Genomic DNA, 16,846 nt, shown 5'->3' on the forward strand with positions numbered 1-16,846 from the left:
TTTAGGGAAAACCCGATCAGCCTTTCAGTTGCGCCGGCCCGCCGCCCTGCGACGCGATAGCAGCCCACCGAGGAAACCGGTCAGGCAGCCGGCGGCCAGCCCACCGACATGGGCCGCGTTGGCGATCGCCAGCGCGCCAAAACTGAGCACATCGACCACGCCGCTCAGACACACCACCAGCCAGATCAACATCAGCACCACCACACCGGGTGGCAGTCGGTAGGCCTCGCCCGGCGACAGTTTCTGAAACAACCAGCAATGCCCCAGCAATCCATAGAGCACACCGGAGAGCCCGCCGAAAATGCCGGGACCGCCAAACGTATATTGCGACAGGTTGGAGACAACACCGAACAGTAGGGTCAACCCCAACAGCATCAATGCACCCTGTCGATATTCGATACGCCGCCCGAGCTCCCAGTACCACATGGAATTCATCGCCAGATGTAGAAAGCCAAAGTGCACGAAGATCGGCGTGATCAGCCGCCACCATTGACCTTCGGCCAGGGTCTGTTCGAGGGTGGCGAAATAGGCGTATTCGCCGTCGATGCGAAAATCGCTGAAGCTGAACCAGCGGATGGTCTCGAAATTCTCGCCCAGCATGGTGGTGGCCGCCGCAAACAACGTCAGCAGTAACATCATCGCTGTCAGCGGGCTACGCCGTAGGCTGGCGAAGAACCCACCTCCCCGCCGCGGCGGCTGCTCGGCGACGACCGTTCCATCCCCTTGCGGATAGCGCTGATAGAGCTCACGGACCTGCTCAGCCGTTTCTGCCGGCACCCTCAGCACCTGTTCGCCCGCCTCTTCCGAGACCCGGCAGGGCACCTGCAGACGCCGCAGCAATGCAATGAAGCCACTCAGATCTTCCGACAACGGCAGACGCAACGCCTCTACGACGATCATTCAGCGCTCCACATTCACCCAGACGAACTTCGCTGGGTCGAGTCGGGTTTCATCGTCTAGTCGGTAGGCTACCAGCTTGCCGTATTTCACCGCGCTGTAATCCAGGCAAGCCAGGTTATGCCGTATGGGAGCGGGTTCGCCGCTACGCCAGTAATGCCCAACGAACAACAGCGGCTCGTCGGGACCGTACAGGAACAGGCGGCTCTTCTGGCTTTCGCTGAGCGGCAGGCGCGCCGCCTTCTCCGGCAGGCCGTCGGGCTGAAACACGATATCGCCGTAAGTCTTTGGGTTCTCTTCCCAGAATTTGGTGCGGAAGAAACTGCGGGTAAAACCCTCGGCGCTGGTCAGCGTCAGACCTTCCGGCAGTGGCATATCGGTGCCACGCAGCAGACGATCCAGCGCCTTGGCGGCAAACCCATCAGCAAAGGCAGCGTCACGCAGAAACTCGGGATCGACCCGTCCTTGCTGCAGGCGCTGGCGCAACTGGCCGATCACCGTGTTATCCCAGCAGGCGTGAACCACACGGAAGCGCTCACACTGAAGAAATAGCGGCAGCTCCATGAGCCATTCGCGAAACGCCCGCCATTCCTCCGGATAATCCTCGAACTGCTGAAAGGTCTGCTGCAGCAGCATCTCATAGCGGGGCGAATGTTCGCGGACGAAGGTCTTGCCGCTCTCCGGCGGGGCCGGTGTGTACCACCCCAGCGCATTGAACTCGTGATTGCCCATGATGCAGTGGGCCTGCCCCGCCTCGACCATGTCGTGCACCAGGTGCAGCGCCTCACGGATGCGCGGGCCGCGGTCGATGATGTCACCAAGGAAGATCACTTGCCGCCGCGGGTGCTGCCAGATGCCCCCGTGCCGGCTGTAACCGAGCTGCTCGAGCAGACGCTCCAGAGTATGGGCGCAACCGTGCACGTCCCCGATGAGGTCGTAGCTGCGCTCCGGATCGACAATCACTATTCCCCTCCACCAAGGCGACTGCCCCAGCCAAGCTTGGTACGGCACACCTCGTAATAGTTGTGGTCAAGCGGGTGAATCAGGTGCAGCTTCTGCGGCTTCTTGCGCACGGTGACGGTATCGCCTGGCGCACAGGTGAAATGGTTCTGGCCGTCACACGATACTTGCGGATAGATCTGCATGTTCGGTGAGACCACGATTTTCAGCTCGCTGTTGCCATCCACCACAATCGGGCGGCTGGACAAGGTGTGCGGATACATCGGCACGATGACGATGGCATCCAGACGCGGATGCATGATCGGCCCGCCGGCGGACAGCGAATAAGCCGTAGAGCCGGTCGGCGTGGCGACGATCAGCCCGTCGGCTTTTTGGCTACAGACGAACTGGCCGTCGATGTACAGTTCGAATTCGATCATCCGCGTCGACTTGCCGGGATGCAGCACCACATCATTGAGCGCGTCACCCTCGCCGATGGACTCTTCGAAGCGCCGCACTTGGGCCTCGAGCAGGAAGCGGTTCTCCAGGGTGTACTGCCCACTAAGCACTTCGGCGACCTTTTCTTCCAGATCGTCGGGACGAATATCGGTGAGGAAACCCAGGCTGCCACGGTTGATTCCCAGCACCGGAACACGGTGCCTGGCCATCGCCCGTGCAGCACCGAGCAGGCTGCCATCACCTCCGACCACGATGACCAGGTCACAGGACTCGCCCAGCCTCTGCCGCGACGAGGTCTGCATGCCATGGCCCGGCAGCACCTCGGCGATATTCTCCTCGAGAATGACATGCAGATGGCGCTCTACGAGGAACCGCTTCAGCCGGCGAATGGTATCCAGCACCTGGGAACTGCCCAGGCGGCCAATGATGCCGATATTGCGGAACTGATCCATTGAAGCTCCCTGATAGGCGTGGCTGGTAACGGGCGGGCGTGCATCGGGGCGCAGGCCGGCCGAAGCGTAACAGGCACTAGATTGGTGTCGCGCGGGCGCGATTGAGTTCAACGCCGCGCGCTGCCCGGAATCCCGTTGCGACGCGGCGCAGGGATTATGGGCGAAAGCTCGAAGTGGCAGCAAACCATCCCGGCTATGCTTGTTGCATGAGCCCGTCTTATCTTGCTGAATTGATGCCCCGATTGCTGCACCCTCAGGTGCGGGATCTCGCGTGGGTGCTGATGTCGCCTCCCCTGCTGAGCGATACGCCGGCCCCGCAGCGACACCCGTTCGCAGCCAGTCGCTGGGCCTCTCACCCCGGCGAGCTTGCCGACTGGCTGCTGTCGCACGACGGCCAGCCGACTGTGCTCGAGGCGTGGCTGGCACAACACAGCATCCGCCGGTTGGGCCTGTATTACGAGCGCCTCTGGCAGTTCGCGCTGGGTCAGGCGCCGGACGTCGAGCTGCTGGTGGCCAATCTGCCGATCCGCCAGGGAGGTCATACGCTGGGCGAACTGGATCTGATTCTGCACGACGCCGAAGGCGTCCATCATGTCGAGTTGGCGGTGAAATTCTACCTGGGCCTGGAAGCAGGTGACCGCCGTCGGCACGATCACTGGCTAGGGCCCGGCAGCCATGACCGACTGGACATCAAACTTCAAAGACTCTGCGAGCATCAGCTGCAACTCTCGTCGAGCGCAGCTGCGAAGGCGCTTCTCGCCGAGTTGACCTGCAGCGAAATCGACAGTGCCCTCTGGCTTGGCGGTTATCTGTTTCAGCCGTGGTCGTCCGGGTGCGAGCCACCGGCCGGGGCCCATCCGCTGCATCTCGATGGACATTGGCTACGGCAGAGCGATTGGGTGAACGCGACAGTGGCCGATGGCGCGACACGCTGGCAGCCGCTGCGCCGTCAGGCCTGGTTGGCACCGGCACAGCTGGACGGCAGCCAGTCTTGGTCAGCCGAGGAAATCGAGCGCTGGATAGCCGAAGTCAACGGCAAGCAGGCGAGGCTCATGGCACGCCTTGAGCAGGAGACGGACGGCCGCTGGGTCGAGCGCGAGCGCCTGTTCGTGGTACCCGATAGCTGGCCAGGATGATTGACGCGGCGTTGCCGCCAAACTGTCATCCGTCTATCGCATACTGCCAGGCTAGCCGACGTGTCCACGCCAACAGCAGAAGCTTCCATGTCCCTTACCTCAGACCACCGACAGCGTTCGACCGCCTGGGCGATATTTTTGGTGTTCCTGCGCCTGGGGCTGACCTCGTTTGGCGGTCCGGTCGCCCATCTCGGCTACTTCCGCGAAGAATTCGTCAACCGCCGCCACTGGCTGGATGAGGCGCGGTATGCCGATCTGGTCGCGCTCTGCCAGTTTCTCCCCGGCCCCGCCAGCAGCCAGGTCGGTATCGCCATCGGCCTGTTACGTGGCGGTTACCGCGGCTCGCTCGCCGCCTGGGCCGGCTTTACCCTGCCCTCGGCGATTGCGCTGACATTGTTCGCCCTCGGCATCGCTAACTGGGGCGATGCCGTTCCGGAAGGGTTCCTGCATGGCCTGAAAATCGTCGCGGTAGCGGTCGTGGCTCAGGCAGTCTGGGGCATGGCGCGGAACCTGTGTACCGATGGCGCGCGCAGGATCGTCGCGCTGCTGGCGGCCTGTGCGGTATTGGTCCTACCCAACGCTTGGGCACAACTCGGCGTCATCGCGCTGGCAGGCGTGTTTGGATTGTTGGTGTTTCGCCCGGCGATGAAAGCCCCGCCGACTCCATTGCATATCTCTGCGGGTCGCTCAGCAGCCAGCCTGTTTCTACTGGCATTCTTCGCCCTGCTAATCGTGCTGCCCGTTCTGGCACTCGCCTCGACCAACCAATGGCTGGCATTGCTCGATACCTTCTATCGCACCGGCGCGCTGGTCTTCGGCGGTGGTCATGTGGTGCTTCCACTGCTACAGGCCGAGGTCGTTCCCAACGGCTGGGTCAGCAACGATACCTTTCTCGCGGGCTACGGAGCCGCCCAGGCAGTACCGGGGCCGCTGTTCACCTTTTCCGCCTTTCTCGGTGGATCGATGAACGAGGGAGGCACCCGTCTGGTGAGCGCAGGTTTATGCCTCGTCGCGGTATTCATTCCTTCGTTTCTGCTGGTATTCGGTGTGATCCCTTTTTGGGATCGGCTACGCGCCAATCGCCAAGTACAGGCGGCGTTGGTTGGGGTAAACGCGGCGGTGGTCGGCCTGCTGCTGGCGGCACTGTACAACCCGGTCTGGACCAACGCGATATTCGGCCCTGGCGACTTTACCCTGGCGCTGATCGCCCTGGTCGCCCTGATGGCCTGGAAGCTGCCCCCCTGGCTGGTGGTGCTGGCCGGTGGCATTGCCGGCTGGGTGGTTGCCGCGCTGTTCTAATGGGCGGCAAGCGCAACCTGACTCCGATCATCAGCCGCTACGCTCGGTACGCCCGCCGGAACGCGCTAGATAGCCACTGCCCTGCTCGCACAGCAAGGCCGCATACTCCTCCGCCGACAGGGCATCGAGCCCGTCGCGCAACGGATAGGCGGTGAAGCCCAGCTGGGTCAGCAGAAAGACCGCGCTGGCGCTACGCTTGCCGCTGTCGCAGTAACACAGATAGACCCGATCTTGCTTCAGCAGGCGCGCTTTCAGGCGTAACAGATGCAGCGGCATGTTCAGCGCCTGCAGCGCATGGCCACGCTGGTATTCGTCCAGCAGTCGGACATCCAGCCATTGCGCGCCTTGAGCGACCAGTTCGTTGGCCTGCGCCAGCCCTAGCTCGGCTACCACTGGCGCCTTCAGCAGGGCAATGAAATCCTGCCGCGCCAGACGCAGCACACAGGACTCTTCGAGCAAGGTCACAGTGGCGTTGCGCGGGCTCTCGGTCAGCAAGGCTTCTTCGCCGACACAGGCACCGACGCCCAACTCAGCCACTACCTGCTCGTCGCTATCAAAGCCGATCATCACTTCCGCACGGCCGCTTTTTAGGAAGTAACAGCAATCTCCGGCATCGCCTTCATGCAGTAACACATGGCCGGCAGGCAACTCGATTGCCTCGAGCTTGCCCAACATGCTCCGCACGTTTTCCGCCGGCACCTTGGCGAACAACGGATTTTCCAGCAGTTCCTCGAGCCATTCGGTCAGCTCACCAGTGGTCGCCAGCTGGAGAAGCAGATCGGAATGGCTCTGATGCCAGGCTAATGAACGATCCAACAGTGCGCTATCGACTACCAGCACACTGGAGTCTTCCAGCGCCTGTACCTGAATCAGCCGGCTACCGGCACTGAACACATGGCAGCTTTCTGGAGAGCCAGCGAACATTCGCCAAGCCACGCCGTCCGCGCCTTGCATGGACAGCGAACCGGTCAGCAGGAAATAGCTCGACCCGAGCTCGGTCTCGCCATCGAACAGCCACTGGTTGGCGAGCAGCGGGCGAGGGATCAACTGGTCACGCAGCGATTGCAACTGACGAGGCGAGAGCGCATTGAGCGGAGTCAGACTGCGTATCTGATCGGGGAGTAACGGCTTGTTCATCCATGGATTCCAAGTACAGAAGTTCAGCGCAGCAGCTCGTCCAGCTGTGCCTGGGCAGCCCGTCGACCCTGCAGGCCACCGGTGTGCACGAAGATGAGCCGCGTGCCGGTCGCAAAATAACCGCGCTCCACATAAAGGCGCAATGCCATCATCGCTTTAGCTGTATAAACCGGCTCCAGAGGTAGTTCGGCCGCCCGCTCGGTTTCGACCATGAAGCGAGCCAGAGTCTCGTCGAATTGGCCGAAACCACCGCGACTCGCATCGATCAGCTGATAATTTGCGGAGACGACACCGGCCTCACCCAGCAGTCGGCCGACCTCTTGCGTGACGCCGTGAGACGGTGGCCCCGCCAGCGCCCCATATACCCATCGGTTACCCTGCTCCGCCTCACCCATCACCAACCCGGCCAGCGTCGTTCCGGTGCCAGCAGCCAACCACCAGCCGTCGTAGTCGTCCCAGCTAAGCGCGGCAAGCTGCTCCCGTACGCGGAGCACCAAGGGCGCGCAACCCAGGGCACCCGCCAATCCACCGCCACCTTCAGGTATGCAGTGATAGTCCGGGTAACGCTGGCGCCAGACGTCAAAGAAGTCCGGCTGATGCCGCGCCCTGTAGCCCGCGTAACCCAGCCAGTGCAGCTGCATGCCGAAGCCCTGCAGATCCTCCACTGTCGCGGTTCGCTGGGGATGCCCGCGCAACAGGCCAACGCTGGCAAGCCCGAAGCGCTTGGCCGCGGCGGCCAGCGCGTGAAGATGGTTGGAATGCGGACCGCCGAGGCTGATCAGTCCTGGCGCATCGGCCGCCTGGGCTGCGTGCAGGTGATGGACGAGTTTGAACCACTTGTTTCCAGACAACTCGGGATCGATCACGTCCAGGCGCAACACGGCGAGCTGTATGTTCGCTCGCTGCAGCCAGGGTAAGTCGACGGTGTGCAACGGCGCAGGCACAGCCTCTGGGGAAAACGCTGAAAGTGCAGGCACGTGCATCAGCTACCCGTGCGTAGCCGGTCCTGCGATCGATGCCTGGCACAGCAGTTGGAATGTCCAATGACGAAACGCCCCGGCGACTCCACTTTGTCCAACGGCATATTGCAGCGTTCTCCGCTGGACAGCGTGGCAATGCAGGTGGGCTGCTGATAATGCTGAACCCACTGACCGTACTGTTCTTCGGAGACCGCGCATTTAGCCGCAGCATAGGCGAGCGGGTTTTGCTGATAACCGGCCATATCAGAAAGTGGAATAGTCAGGTGACCGGCACCGGGATGGTAGGCCATGAACGCCACGCCAAGCGCTGAAAGACGTTCCAGGGAGCGCTCACCGCTCTGCTCGATGAGCGCATCACGTTGCTTCTGGAGCTGCTCGATTTCTTCCTGTAACTGGCTATCCAGTTCGTTGCGGTAGGCCAGTTCGACGTCGCGTATGGATACTTGCTCCTTGTACTCAGCCACGGCTGCTGCGACTTGCCGCTGTAGTTCGTCATCGAACTGCGCACGCGCAGCCTGCGCTTCGGCGCGGCTATTGTGTTCCAACGCACGGAGCTGTCGGCTCATCTCTTCGCGGGTTTTCTGAAAGCCTTCAGCCTGTTCGTTGAGCTGTGCCCGCAGGTCTGCGGCAAGCTGCTCTTTGTGCACCAGCTCCTGACGCAACTGGGCAAGCTCGTCCTGCAGCTTGGCATGCTGCTGTGCGGCCAGTTCGCGCAACCTGGTGATATCGGCCTCGCGCTGCTGCTCAAGATTGGCGATGCGCAGACGCTGCTGCTTGATCAGTTGCGCGGCCTTCAGCCGTTGTTCCTGTTCCAGTTTCTCTGCCCGTCGGGTGGCGGTTTGCTTGGCCGAATCAGCCGCGTACCAGGTGTCTTCGGCGACCATCTGCAGTCGCTCGGCCGGTACCGTCTGAGGCTGTTCTTCCTCGACCAAAAGACCAAGCTGGTTGCGCCTGACCCGATCGCGCAGCATGACGAGGTGATTCTTGCTCTGGGTCAGTTCCGGATCCCAGAGATGCATCTGGTACCAGGAGACCGGGCACTGACTGCGGCAGGCCAGGCGAATGGGGCCCGCGCCCAGATCGGGCCCGCGCCCGGTACGTTCGGCCAGATTGCGCAGCGGAATGTTCCAGCCACTGTCAGCCGAACCGTCTTCGTTGAAATCGAGATAGAAGAACACCGCCGCGCGAACCTGCAAGCGGGTGTTGATCAGTACATAGGCGACGCGCATCTGCTGATCGGCGAATTCGGGCATGCTCACGACCCCATCGAGCATCGCCTCGAATTCCGGATAGAGCATTTCCTTGCAGACGCCGTCATCGTTGAAGAACAGCACGGCTTCGACCGTCTGCGGTTTGATCTGCATGCTCGCACCCTCAACGGCTTGATCGGCCAGCGAAATTCCGAGACAGCAACCGCACCGACGCCGCCATCCCATGGTTGGCGCAAGTTTAGGGGAAAAACCGCAGCGGGCGATGTGACTGGGTTGGCAGCGAGTCGGCATGCTTATTCGCAGCGAGGTGCAACCAGCAAACTATGGCGGCATCGGAGGTGGACGATCACCGCGTCACCGCGTCAGCGCGGCAAGCTGAGGCGCCAGGCGCCTGCCCATCTCCTCGCCGAGCGCCTGCAGGCCGCTCATTGGACGCACCATGACTTCAAAATCGGTGATCAGTCCAGATTCATCGAAACGGATCATGTCGATGCCCTTGAGCTGTCGATCACCGACGCGTGCGCTGAATTCCAGCACGACGTTCAAGCCATCGGGACTGACCAACTGGCGATGGTATTCAAAGTCTTCGAATACCGTTACCACGGTATTGAGGATCAGATTGACCGCCACTGCGCTCTCGTAGGGTTTGAAAGCCATCGGCGAACGGAACACCGCCCGCGGATGCAGCAGCTCCGGTAGTTGCTGGAGATCCTGGGCGTCGATCATCCGATGCCAGCGCTGCACAGTCGCAGCAACGGCGGGCTGCATCGCGAGGGAAGCATTCATGCGGAGCTCCTTTATTGCGCAAGAAAAAAGCCCCGCTCGTAGCGGGGCCTGGATACTCAGAGTTCAGCCGCGAGACGCGAGCCCTGGTTGATGGCCCGCTTGGCATCGAGTTCGGCGGCCACGTCCGCGCCACCGATCAGGTGCACCTTGGCACCCCCTGCCTCGAGCTCAGCCTGCAACTCACGCAGTGGGTCCTGTCCTGCACAAACGATCACGGTATCCACTGGCAACGCCTGAGGCTCGCCGTCGGCGACACGAATATGCAGGCCCTGATCGTCCACTTTGAGATACTCCACAGCGCTGATCATCTGCACCTGCTTGTTCTTCAGGCCAGTGCGATGAATCCAGCCGGTGGTCTTGCCCAGACCATTGCCGACCTTGGACTTCTTGCGCTGCAGAAGATAGACCTGACGAGCCGGTGCGTGCGGTGCCGGCTGGATTCCGGCGACGCCGCCACGCGCCTCGAGCCCGAGGTCTATGCCCCATTCCTTCCAGAACGCTTCACGGTCCAAGCTGGTCGACTGACCTTGATGGGTGATGAATTCAGAAACGTCGAAGCCGATGCCGCCGGCGCCGATCACCGCGACGCGCTGCCCAACGGGTTTGCGTTGCAGAATCGCGTCGAGGTAACTCATCACCATCCGATGCTCGATGCCTGGGATCTGCGGTGTGCGCGGTGCGATACCGGTGGCGAGGATGATCTCGTCATAGCCGCCGTTCAGCAGGTCCGCCGCACTGACGCGGGTATCCAGGCGGACATCGACACCGGTGCTCTCGAGCTTGCTGTTGAAGTAACGCAAGGTTTCGTAGAACTCTTCCTTGCCTGGTACACGTTTGGCAACGTTGAACTGGCCGCCGATCTCGCTGGCCGAGTCGAACAAGGTCACCTGATGGCCACGCTCGGCGGCGACGGTCGCGGCCGACAACCCCGCCGGGCCGGCGCCAACGACCGCGATTTTCTTCACTGACGCGGTAGGAATGTAGTTCAGCTCGGTTTCGTAGCAGGCGCGCGGATTGACCAGGCAGGTGGTCAATTTGCCACTGAACGTATGGTCGAGGCAGGCCTGGTTGCAACCGATGCAGGTATTGATGGTATCGCTGCGATCGGCCGCCGCTTTGTTGACGAAATCCGGATCGGCCAGAAAGGGTCGTGCCATCGACACCATGTCTGCATCGCCTTCAGCCAGCACCTGTTCGGCGACTTCCGGTGTGTTGATGCGGTTGGTAGTCACCAGAGGGATACCGACTTCGCCACGTAGCTTGGCGGTCACCTTGGTGAACGCCGCACGCGGCACCTTTGTAGCGATGGTCGGGATACGCGCCTCGTGCCAGCCGATGCCTGTGTTGATCAGTGTCGCGCCGGCCTGCTCGATGGCCTTGGCCAACTGCACCACCTCCTCCCAGATACTGCCGCCTTCCATCAGGTCGAGCATCGACAGGCGATAGATGATGATGAACTCCGGCCCCACGGCCTCTCTCACACGCCGCACGATCTCCACAGGTAGACGCATGCGATTTTCATAGCAGCCGCCCCAACGGTCGGTGCGGTGGTTGGTATGCGCGACGAGGAACTGGTTGATGAAGTAGCCTTCCGACCCCATGATTTCGACGCCGTCATAGCCGGCCTGCTTCGCCAGGCTGGCGCAATTGACGAAGTCGCGAATCTGCTTTTCGATGCCCTCTTCATCCAACTCACGCGGCGTGAAGGGGTTGATCGGGGCCTGAATGGCGCTCGGTGCGACCAGCTGTGGACTGTAGGCATAACGCCCGGCATGAAGAATCTGCATGCAGATCTTGCCACCTGCCTCATGCACGGCCTGGGTAACGATCTTGTGCTCTTCGGCCTCCTCGCCCGTCGACAGTTTGGCGGCACCGGCCCGCACCGAACCCTCTTCGTTGGGCCCCACCCCGCCGGTAACGATCAGGCCGACGCCGCCACGGGCGCGTTCGGCAAAGAATGCAGCCATACGCTCGAATCCGTTGGGCATCTCCTCAAGACCGGTGTGCATCGAGCCCATAAGCGTGCGATTACGCAAGGTGGTGAAGCCCAGATCCAGCGGAGCCAGCAGGTGCGGAAAAGCGGTCATGTTCGTTCCTCGATCAGGCGGCACGGTCACAGCGGCCCAGGGTCAACGGTAGGAATGCCACGCCTCGTGGGGTCGCGGTCACTGTGTCGTGAAGATAAACAGGCGCTGCGCCTCGCTCAATGATCGAAACTGACAACTGCCTGACCCTATTGCGCAAAAACACTTGGCAATCATCGGGCATGTCTCTAGTCTCCTCCCACACGTTTAACCAACCTCAGTCATGCGCACCTACAGCAAACTATTCGGCCTGACGGTACTCGTCCTCGTCGCGCTCAGCTTCTACCTGGACTGGACGCGCGACCGGCGCAGTGGCCCGCTGCTGTCCGATCTGCGCACCCTGCCGATCAACAGCCACGGGCAGCCAGGCCCTGCTGGCAATCTGCTCGGCGTGGAAACCCGCCTGACGCCGGCTGACTACCAGAGCAGAGAACGGCTGCAACTGAAATTCACCACTTATCTCAACCAGGCACGCGATGCCGGCCTACTGGACTCGCGCACTATCGTCGTGCTGCCGGAACATGTCGGCACCGGGCTGTTTGCCCTGGGAGAAAAACCTGAAGTGCAGCAGGCGCGCACGTTGCGCGACGCCATGCACTGGATGGCGCTGAGCAATCCATGGACGTACCTTCGAGCGCTGCTCGATAACGAGGGTGAAGACCACCGCACCGAGGCCGTTCTGAAAATCAAGGGCCGGCAGATGGCCGATGACTATCAGCGCATATTCGGCGGCCTTGCCCGTGATTACGGAGTGACGCTGGTCGCAGGTTCCATCGTGCTCCCCGAGCCGCGCCTTGAGGAAGGACGCCTGCAGATCGGCGATGGCCCGCTTCGCCAGGTCAGTCTGAGTTTTGCCGCCGACGGCGAACCCATCGGACCGCTGCAGTACAAGATGGGGCTCAGCCGCTACGAACGCCGCTATAGTCAGGCCCCGGATGCACCGTCGTCCGCGCTGCTGACACCCGCCGGACGTCTAGCGGTGCTGATCGGCTGCGATGGATACACTCGATCACCGCCAGCCGATGCCGATCTACTCGCTCTGCCTGGCGCGCGCGATGATCCGCCGGTTACCTGCGCAGCCAGCAACCCGCCACAGACCACCCTGCCGCGCATGGAGGTACGTACCCTCGGTTTGCCGTGGAACTTGGTCGGCTCTCCGCGGCGCCCTGTCCGCCAACGCTACAACGAGCCGGTGCAACTGACCAACCTGTGGCTACCGGACCGACCATGAATCGGCAGCGAGTGCGCCTGGGTGATCTCTCGGTTGGCTTCGTGCATAGCCTGAGCAGCGCCCTGCTGGCAAAGCAGATCGATCCGCAACCGCTGCTCGATGCTTACGGGCTGGATCCCGCGCGCCTCTCGGAACCGCGTGCCCGGCTTTCGATCCCGCGTTACATGCGCCTCGGCCATGCCGCCATACAATTGACTGGCGACCCGAGCCTGGGCCTGGAGATGGGACGATTGCGCAAGGCCGGGCATCTTGGTCTGGTCGGGGTGACATCAACCCAGGCGCCGACCGTTCGAGAAGCCGCCCGCGCGCTGATCCGCTATGAACCGCTGTATGCATCCAACTACCGCGGCGCCTCCGGGTTCCATGAGGATGCCAAAGGAGCCTGGCTGCGGTTCTATTCGATCAGCCCCTACAACAGCTACAACCGGTTCGTCGTGGATACGGTATTGGCGAGCTGGATCACTCAGCTGAGCACGGTGGCCGCTTCCCCGCTGGTACCCGTGGCGGTACACATCGAGTTCGAGCGCCCCATCTACGCAACTTTCTACGAGACGTTCTTCACGAAACCGGTGGAGTTCGCGGCCGAACACAATCAGCTGCGATTGGACAGAGCCACGCTGGCTTTGCGCAACCCGGAACATTGCCCTGGCACCTGGCGCCAGCTGTTGGAGCTCTGCGAGGCGGAGCTGGAGCAGCGCACCCGTACCCGCAGCCTGCGCGAGCGGGTCACCCAACTCCTAGGGCCGATGCTCAAGGGCCAAGAACCCGATCTGCAGCAGATCGCCAGCCGCTTGCAGCTGCCACCCTGGACCCTGCGTCGCAAGCTCGAGGAAGAAGGCACCAGCTATCGGGCCATTCTCAACGACACACGACGCGACCTGGCAATGGCCTACATACGGGATACCGAATCCGCTTTCGGCGAGATAGCCTGGCTACTGGGATTTTCCTCGGCGGAAGCCTTTCAACGCGCGTTCAAACGCTGGAGCGGACAAACACCGGGGGAATATCGGCGCGCGCAGCGGCGCGCTGATTGATCCGCTGACGTTTCGTCGTGCTGCAGCGAAACGCCAGTGGCCGTCTTAAAGCTCGAAGGCGTCGTCGGCCGGCTCAGGACCGTCCTGCTCTGCGGCGTGCCATTCGAGTATCTCGTCCTGATAGTCATCCATAGGAGCGCTCCTCTTGCTGGGGTCTGCCAAACCGTCGAAATCCCATTGCGTTGGCAAGACGCCTCGCCTGCGTTTTTCAACAGCTGCTACCGGTGCTAACAAAGTCCATGCCAGCAAGCTACCGCGGAGACATGACGAAAACATGAACCGCCCCACGCTGGCACTTACGACTGAATAGCCCAACCTCTCCACAGCCACAACGCGCCCAATCGCCGCACATGGCTACAACCGCCGTTGCAGAGCCTCTTGGTGCACTCATGGGGTCGCCAGGCCAGCGGCTGTCATGAACTGACGCAGCAGCCAGGCGACCACCCCGAGCGCCAGCACACTGGCAGACCAAATCAGCACGAGCCAGGTCATGCGCTGCCATAACGGCTTCGGTCCTGGCGCACTGCTTTCGGGCTTCTTCTGCATCGTGGGCTCCATAACGAGACGACTAGTGATAGCCATCCTCTGCGCTGACCTTGCCGCGGAACACGTAATAGCTCCATGCGGTGTACATCAGGATCAAAGGGATGATCAGCAGCGCCCCCACCAGAGTGAAACCCTGGCTCTGCGGTGGCGAGGCGGCCTCCCAGATGCTGACCGATGGCGGGATGATGTTCGGCCAGAGGCTGATGCCAAGGCCGCTGTAGCCAAGGAATATAAGCGCCAGGGTGAACAGGAACGGCGCGTAGTGGGCGTAGCGCGCGATAGATCGCAGCAGTCCGAACGTGCACAGCAACACGAGGATGGGCACCGGCATGAAGAGGAACAGGTTCGGCATGCTGAACCAGCGCTCGGCGATGTCCGGATGTGTTAAAGGCGTCCATATACTCACGATGCCGGTCACCGCCAATACCGCCCAGACCAGTGGCGTGCCGATGTCGTGCATCCGTCGCTGCAGTTCACCCTCGGTTTTCATGATCAGCCACGTGCAGCCCAACAAGGCATAGGCAGCAATCAGCGCCACGCCGCAGAACACCGAGAACGGCGTCAACCAATCCAGAGGTCCCCCTGCATAGGCGCGATCGGCGACCGGAAACCCATGAATGAATGCGCCCAGCGCGACGCCCTGGAAGAAGGTCGCCGCCAATGAACCACCGACGAACGCCTTGTCCCAGATATGTTGGCGCGCGACGCTCGCCTTGAAGCGGAATTCGAAGGCCACGCCGCGGAAGATCAGGCCCATCAGCATGAAGATGATCGGCAGGTACAACGCGGAAAGCACCACCGAATAGGCCAGCGGAAACGCGGCGAACAGCCCGGCGCCACCCAGCACCAACCAGGTTTCGTTGCCATCCCAGATCGGCGCCACGGTATTCATCGCCACGTCGCGCTCGGAACTGTCGGCGAGGAACGGGAAAAGGATCCCGATACCCAGGTCGAAGCCGTCCATCACCACGTACATCATGATGCCGAAGATGATGATGACGGCCCAGATCAGCGAAAGATCGACACCCATATTCAATTCCTCTCGCCCAGTTGATCGCCGTGTTCGTGTGGAATCGCCTCGTCGGCAGCCGAGAGCGGTCGCATCGGCGTCCGCTTCTCGCCGGGCCCACCAGCGCCCTTCTCGTTGCCCTCGTTGGTAACGGGGCCCTTTGCAATCAGCCGCAACACATAGACGAAACCGATTCCGAACACCGCGAAGTAGATCAGAACGAACATCGCCAGCGTCAGGCCGAGCTGCTCGGTGCCGTGATTGGAAACGGCGTCTGCAGTCCGCATCAGCCCATAAATCACCCAAGGCTGGCGGCCGATTTCCGTGGTGAACCAGCCGGCCAGAATCGCGAGGATTCCGGAGGGACCCATGCACAACGCAAGTCGTAGAAAGGCACGTGACTGGTACAGCCGACCGCTTCGTCGCAGCAGGAGGCTCCACAAGCCGGTGAAGATCATCAGAAAGCCCAGCGCGACCATCACGCGAAACGTCCAGAACACGATGGTCGAGTTGGGTCTGTCCTCTGGCGGAAAATCCTTCAGCGCCGGAATCGGCTCGGTCAAGCTGTGCTTGAGGATCAGGCTGCCCAGATAGGGAATCTCCACCTTGTAACGCGTCTCTTCACGCTCCATGTCAGGCCAGCCGAACAGCAACAGAGGCGTTGGCTCGCCTGAGGAGTTATCCCAATGTCCTTCCATGGCGGCGATTTTTGCCGGTTGGTATTCCAGCGTGTTGAGGCCGTGGAAGTCACCGACCAATGCCTGGATCGGCGCCACCAGCAACGCCATCCACATCGCCATGGACAGCATCTTGCGGACCGCAGGGTTGTCTCGCCCACGCAACAGATGCCAGGCCGCGGAGGCGCCCACCATGAACGCCGTGGCGAGGAACGCGGCAATCGCCATGTGCGTCAGCCGGTAGGGAAAGGAGGGGTTGAACACGATGGCGAACCAGTCCACCGGCACCACGATGCCATCGATGATCTCGTGGCCCTGAGGGGTGTGCATCCAGCTGTTCGAGGCAAGAATCCAGAATGTAGAAATCAGTGTGCCGACGGCCACCATCAGCGTGGAGAAGAAGTGCAGACCGGGGCCGACGCGATTCCAGCCGAACAACATGACGCCGAGAAACCCCGCCTCCAGGAAGAACGCGGTGAGCACCTCGTACGCCAGCAACGGCCCGGTGACGCTGCCGGCAAACTCCGAGAAGGCGCTCCAGTTGGTGCCGAACTGATAGGCCATGACGATACCGGAAACCACCCCCATGCCAAAATTAACGGCAAAAATCTTCAGCCAGAAATGATAGAGGTCGCGGTACACCTGGCGCCTGGTCTTCAACCACAGCCCTTCCAGCACGGCCAGAAAGCTCGCCAGTCCGATGGTGATCGCCGGAAAGATGATGTGGAAGGAAATGGTGAAAGCGAATTGAATCCGCGCAAGCTCGAGAGCTTCCAGACCGAACATTAAAAACCCCTCGTCAGTTAGCCGCTTGCCCCTGGCCTGTTAATGTCATCACGCATTAATGACAGCAGGAAAACACAAGGGTGCGCTCGGGTCGCTGTGACAGGTCGCCGCGTATAGCGGAGCGAACTGGATCAGCGCCACTTCAAGGGGCTCGGGAGGCCTTCGCAATAGCGAGATTGGAAC

General features: G+C 61.6%; 15 protein-coding genes. 4 read left to right on the forward strand and 11 right to left on the reverse strand.

Annotated features, from left to right (window positions below; all coding sequences use genetic code 11):
• Positions 1-24: 24 nt before the first annotated feature.
• Genes UF78_RS12155 through UF78_RS12165 form a run of 3 tightly spaced genes read right to left on the reverse strand, consistent with a single transcriptional unit; the run spans position 25 to position 2,747 of the window.
• A complete protein-coding gene (locus tag UF78_RS12155) occupies positions 25-900 on the reverse strand; it encodes a rhomboid family intramembrane serine protease (RefSeq protein WP_045162477.1) in 876 nt (291 codons plus the stop codon).
• Positions 901-1,860: a metallophosphoesterase gene (locus UF78_RS12160; protein WP_045162478.1), complete on the reverse strand. Its 960-nt coding sequence runs from the start codon at positions 1,858-1,860 to the stop codon at positions 901-903.
• Entirely contained in the window at positions 1,860-2,747 is an 888-nt protein-coding gene (locus UF78_RS12165; RefSeq protein ID WP_025242211.1) for an NAD(+) kinase, read from the reverse strand. Before UF78_RS12165 ends, UF78_RS12160 begins: the two co-directional genes overlap by 1 nt.
• A 206-nt stretch (positions 2,748-2,953) precedes the next feature.
• Between UF78_RS12165 and UF78_RS12170 the strand changes: the two genes are divergently transcribed.
• Both UF78_RS12170 and chrA read left to right on the forward strand, forming a co-directional pair.
• Positions 2,954-3,883, forward strand: coding sequence for a DUF1853 family protein (locus UF78_RS12170; protein WP_045162479.1), 930 nt, complete (start codon positions 2,954-2,956; stop codon positions 3,881-3,883).
• 87 nt (positions 3,884-3,970) lie between these two features.
• Positions 3,971-5,182 (forward strand): chromate efflux transporter, encoded by a 1,212-nt coding sequence (gene chrA / locus UF78_RS12175; protein WP_045162480.1) that lies wholly within the window; start codon positions 3,971-3,973, stop codon positions 5,180-5,182.
• 30 nt (positions 5,183-5,212) lie between these two features.
• Here chrA and UF78_RS12180 read toward each other — a convergent pair whose 3' ends face one another.
• The 5 genes from UF78_RS12180 to UF78_RS12200 all read right to left on the reverse strand — a co-directional run bounded on the left by UF78_RS12180 (position 5,213) and on the right by UF78_RS12200 (position 11,383).
• Positions 5,213-6,319, reverse strand: coding sequence for a cyclic nucleotide-binding domain-containing protein (locus UF78_RS12180; protein ID WP_045162481.1), 1,107 nt, complete (start codon positions 6,317-6,319; stop codon positions 5,213-5,215).
• A gap of 23 nt (positions 6,320-6,342) precedes the next feature.
• Positions 6,343-7,296, reverse strand: coding sequence for a 1-aminocyclopropane-1-carboxylate deaminase/D-cysteine desulfhydrase (locus tag UF78_RS12185; protein ID WP_230623636.1), 954 nt, complete (start codon positions 7,294-7,296; stop codon positions 6,343-6,345).
• Positions 7,297-7,301: 5 nt separating this feature from the next.
• Positions 7,302-8,663 carry a chromosome partitioning protein ParA gene (locus UF78_RS12190; protein WP_045162483.1) on the reverse strand — a complete coding sequence of 454 codons (1,362 nt, stop codon included), beginning with the start codon at positions 8,661-8,663 and terminating at the stop codon, positions 7,302-7,304.
• A 201-nt stretch (positions 8,664-8,864) separates the two neighbouring features.
• On the reverse strand, positions 8,865-9,296 hold the full coding sequence (locus tag UF78_RS12195) for a nuclear transport factor 2 family protein (protein WP_045162484.1): 432 nt from the start codon (positions 9,294-9,296) through the stop codon (positions 8,865-8,867).
• 56 nt (positions 9,297-9,352) lie between these two features.
• The gene (locus tag UF78_RS12200; protein WP_045162485.1) at positions 9,353-11,383 is read right to left on the reverse strand and encodes an NADPH-dependent 2,4-dienoyl-CoA reductase; all 2,031 of its coding nucleotides are present in this window, start codon (positions 11,381-11,383) and stop codon (positions 9,353-9,355) included.
• Between the two features lie 220 nt (positions 11,384-11,603).
• Between UF78_RS12200 and UF78_RS12205 the strand changes: the two genes are divergently transcribed.
• The gene (locus UF78_RS12205) at positions 11,604-12,611 is read left to right on the forward strand and encodes a carbon-nitrogen hydrolase (protein WP_045162486.1); all 1,008 of its coding nucleotides are present in this window, start codon (positions 11,604-11,606) and stop codon (positions 12,609-12,611) included.
• Positions 12,608-13,645, forward strand: coding sequence for an AraC family transcriptional regulator (locus UF78_RS12210; RefSeq protein WP_045162487.1), 1,038 nt, complete (start codon positions 12,608-12,610; stop codon positions 13,643-13,645). Before UF78_RS12205 ends, UF78_RS12210 begins: the two co-directional genes overlap by 4 nt.
• A gap of 387 nt (positions 13,646-14,032) precedes the next feature.
• Here UF78_RS12210 and UF78_RS12215 read toward each other — a convergent pair whose 3' ends face one another.
• From UF78_RS12215 to UF78_RS12225, 3 genes are read right to left on the reverse strand one after another with little or no spacing between them, the layout of a single operon-like run.
• The gene (locus tag UF78_RS12215) at positions 14,033-14,191 is read right to left on the reverse strand and encodes a DUF2474 domain-containing protein (RefSeq protein WP_155397639.1); all 159 of its coding nucleotides are present in this window, start codon (positions 14,189-14,191) and stop codon (positions 14,033-14,035) included.
• Between the two features lie 22 nt (positions 14,192-14,213).
• A complete protein-coding gene (gene cydB / locus UF78_RS12220; RefSeq protein WP_045162489.1) occupies positions 14,214-15,221 on the reverse strand; it encodes a cytochrome d ubiquinol oxidase subunit II in 1,008 nt (335 codons plus the stop codon).
• A gap of 2 nt (positions 15,222-15,223) precedes the next feature.
• Positions 15,224-16,663 carry a cytochrome ubiquinol oxidase subunit I gene (locus UF78_RS12225; protein WP_045162490.1) on the reverse strand — a complete coding sequence of 480 codons (1,440 nt, stop codon included), beginning with the start codon at positions 16,661-16,663 and terminating at the stop codon, positions 15,224-15,226.
• Positions 16,664-16,846: the final 183 nt, after the last annotated feature.

This window comes from Stutzerimonas stutzeri (assembly GCF_000952685.1).
Taxonomy (GTDB): domain Bacteria; phylum Pseudomonadota; class Gammaproteobacteria; order Pseudomonadales; family Pseudomonadaceae; genus Stutzerimonas; species Stutzerimonas stutzeri_E.

What these genes read in the sequence shown, in the direction of transcription:
- cydB (WP_045162489.1), bottom strand. Translation starts at nt 15,221, where the DNA reads ATGGGTGTCGATCTTTCGCTGATCTGGGCCGTCATCATCATCTTCGGC.
- chrA (WP_045162480.1), top strand. Translation starts at nt 3,971, where the DNA reads ATGTCCCTTACCTCAGACCACCGACAGCGTTCGACCGCCTGGGCGATA.
- UF78_RS12180 (WP_045162481.1), bottom strand. Translation starts at nt 6,319, where the DNA reads ATGAACAAGCCGTTACTCCCCGATCAGATACGCAGTCTGACTCCGCTC.
- UF78_RS12195 (WP_045162484.1), bottom strand. Translation starts at nt 9,296, where the DNA reads ATGAATGCTTCCCTCGCGATGCAGCCCGCCGTTGCTGCGACTGTGCAG.
- UF78_RS12200 (WP_045162485.1), bottom strand. Translation starts at nt 11,383, where the DNA reads ATGACCGCTTTTCCGCACCTGCTGGCTCCGCTGGATCTGGGCTTCACC.
- UF78_RS12215 (WP_155397639.1), bottom strand. Translation starts at nt 14,191, where the DNA reads ATGCAGAAGAAGCCCGAAAGCAGTGCGCCAGGACCGAAGCCGTTATGG.
- UF78_RS12165 (WP_025242211.1), bottom strand. Translation starts at nt 2,747, where the DNA reads ATGGATCAGTTCCGCAATATCGGCATCATTGGCCGCCTGGGCAGTTCC.
- UF78_RS12170 (WP_045162479.1), top strand. Translation starts at nt 2,954, where the DNA reads ATGAGCCCGTCTTATCTTGCTGAATTGATGCCCCGATTGCTGCACCCT.
- UF78_RS12155 (WP_045162477.1), bottom strand. Translation starts at nt 900, where the DNA reads ATGATCGTCGTAGAGGCGTTGCGTCTGCCGTTGTCGGAAGATCTGAGT.
- UF78_RS12205 (WP_045162486.1), top strand. Translation starts at nt 11,604, where the DNA reads ATGCGCACCTACAGCAAACTATTCGGCCTGACGGTACTCGTCCTCGTC.
- UF78_RS12190 (WP_045162483.1), bottom strand. Translation starts at nt 8,663, where the DNA reads ATGCAGATCAAACCGCAGACGGTCGAAGCCGTGCTGTTCTTCAACGAT.
- UF78_RS12225 (WP_045162490.1), bottom strand. Translation starts at nt 16,663, where the DNA reads ATGTTCGGTCTGGAAGCTCTCGAGCTTGCGCGGATTCAATTCGCTTTC.
- UF78_RS12210 (WP_045162487.1), top strand. Translation starts at nt 12,608, where the DNA reads ATGAATCGGCAGCGAGTGCGCCTGGGTGATCTCTCGGTTGGCTTCGTG.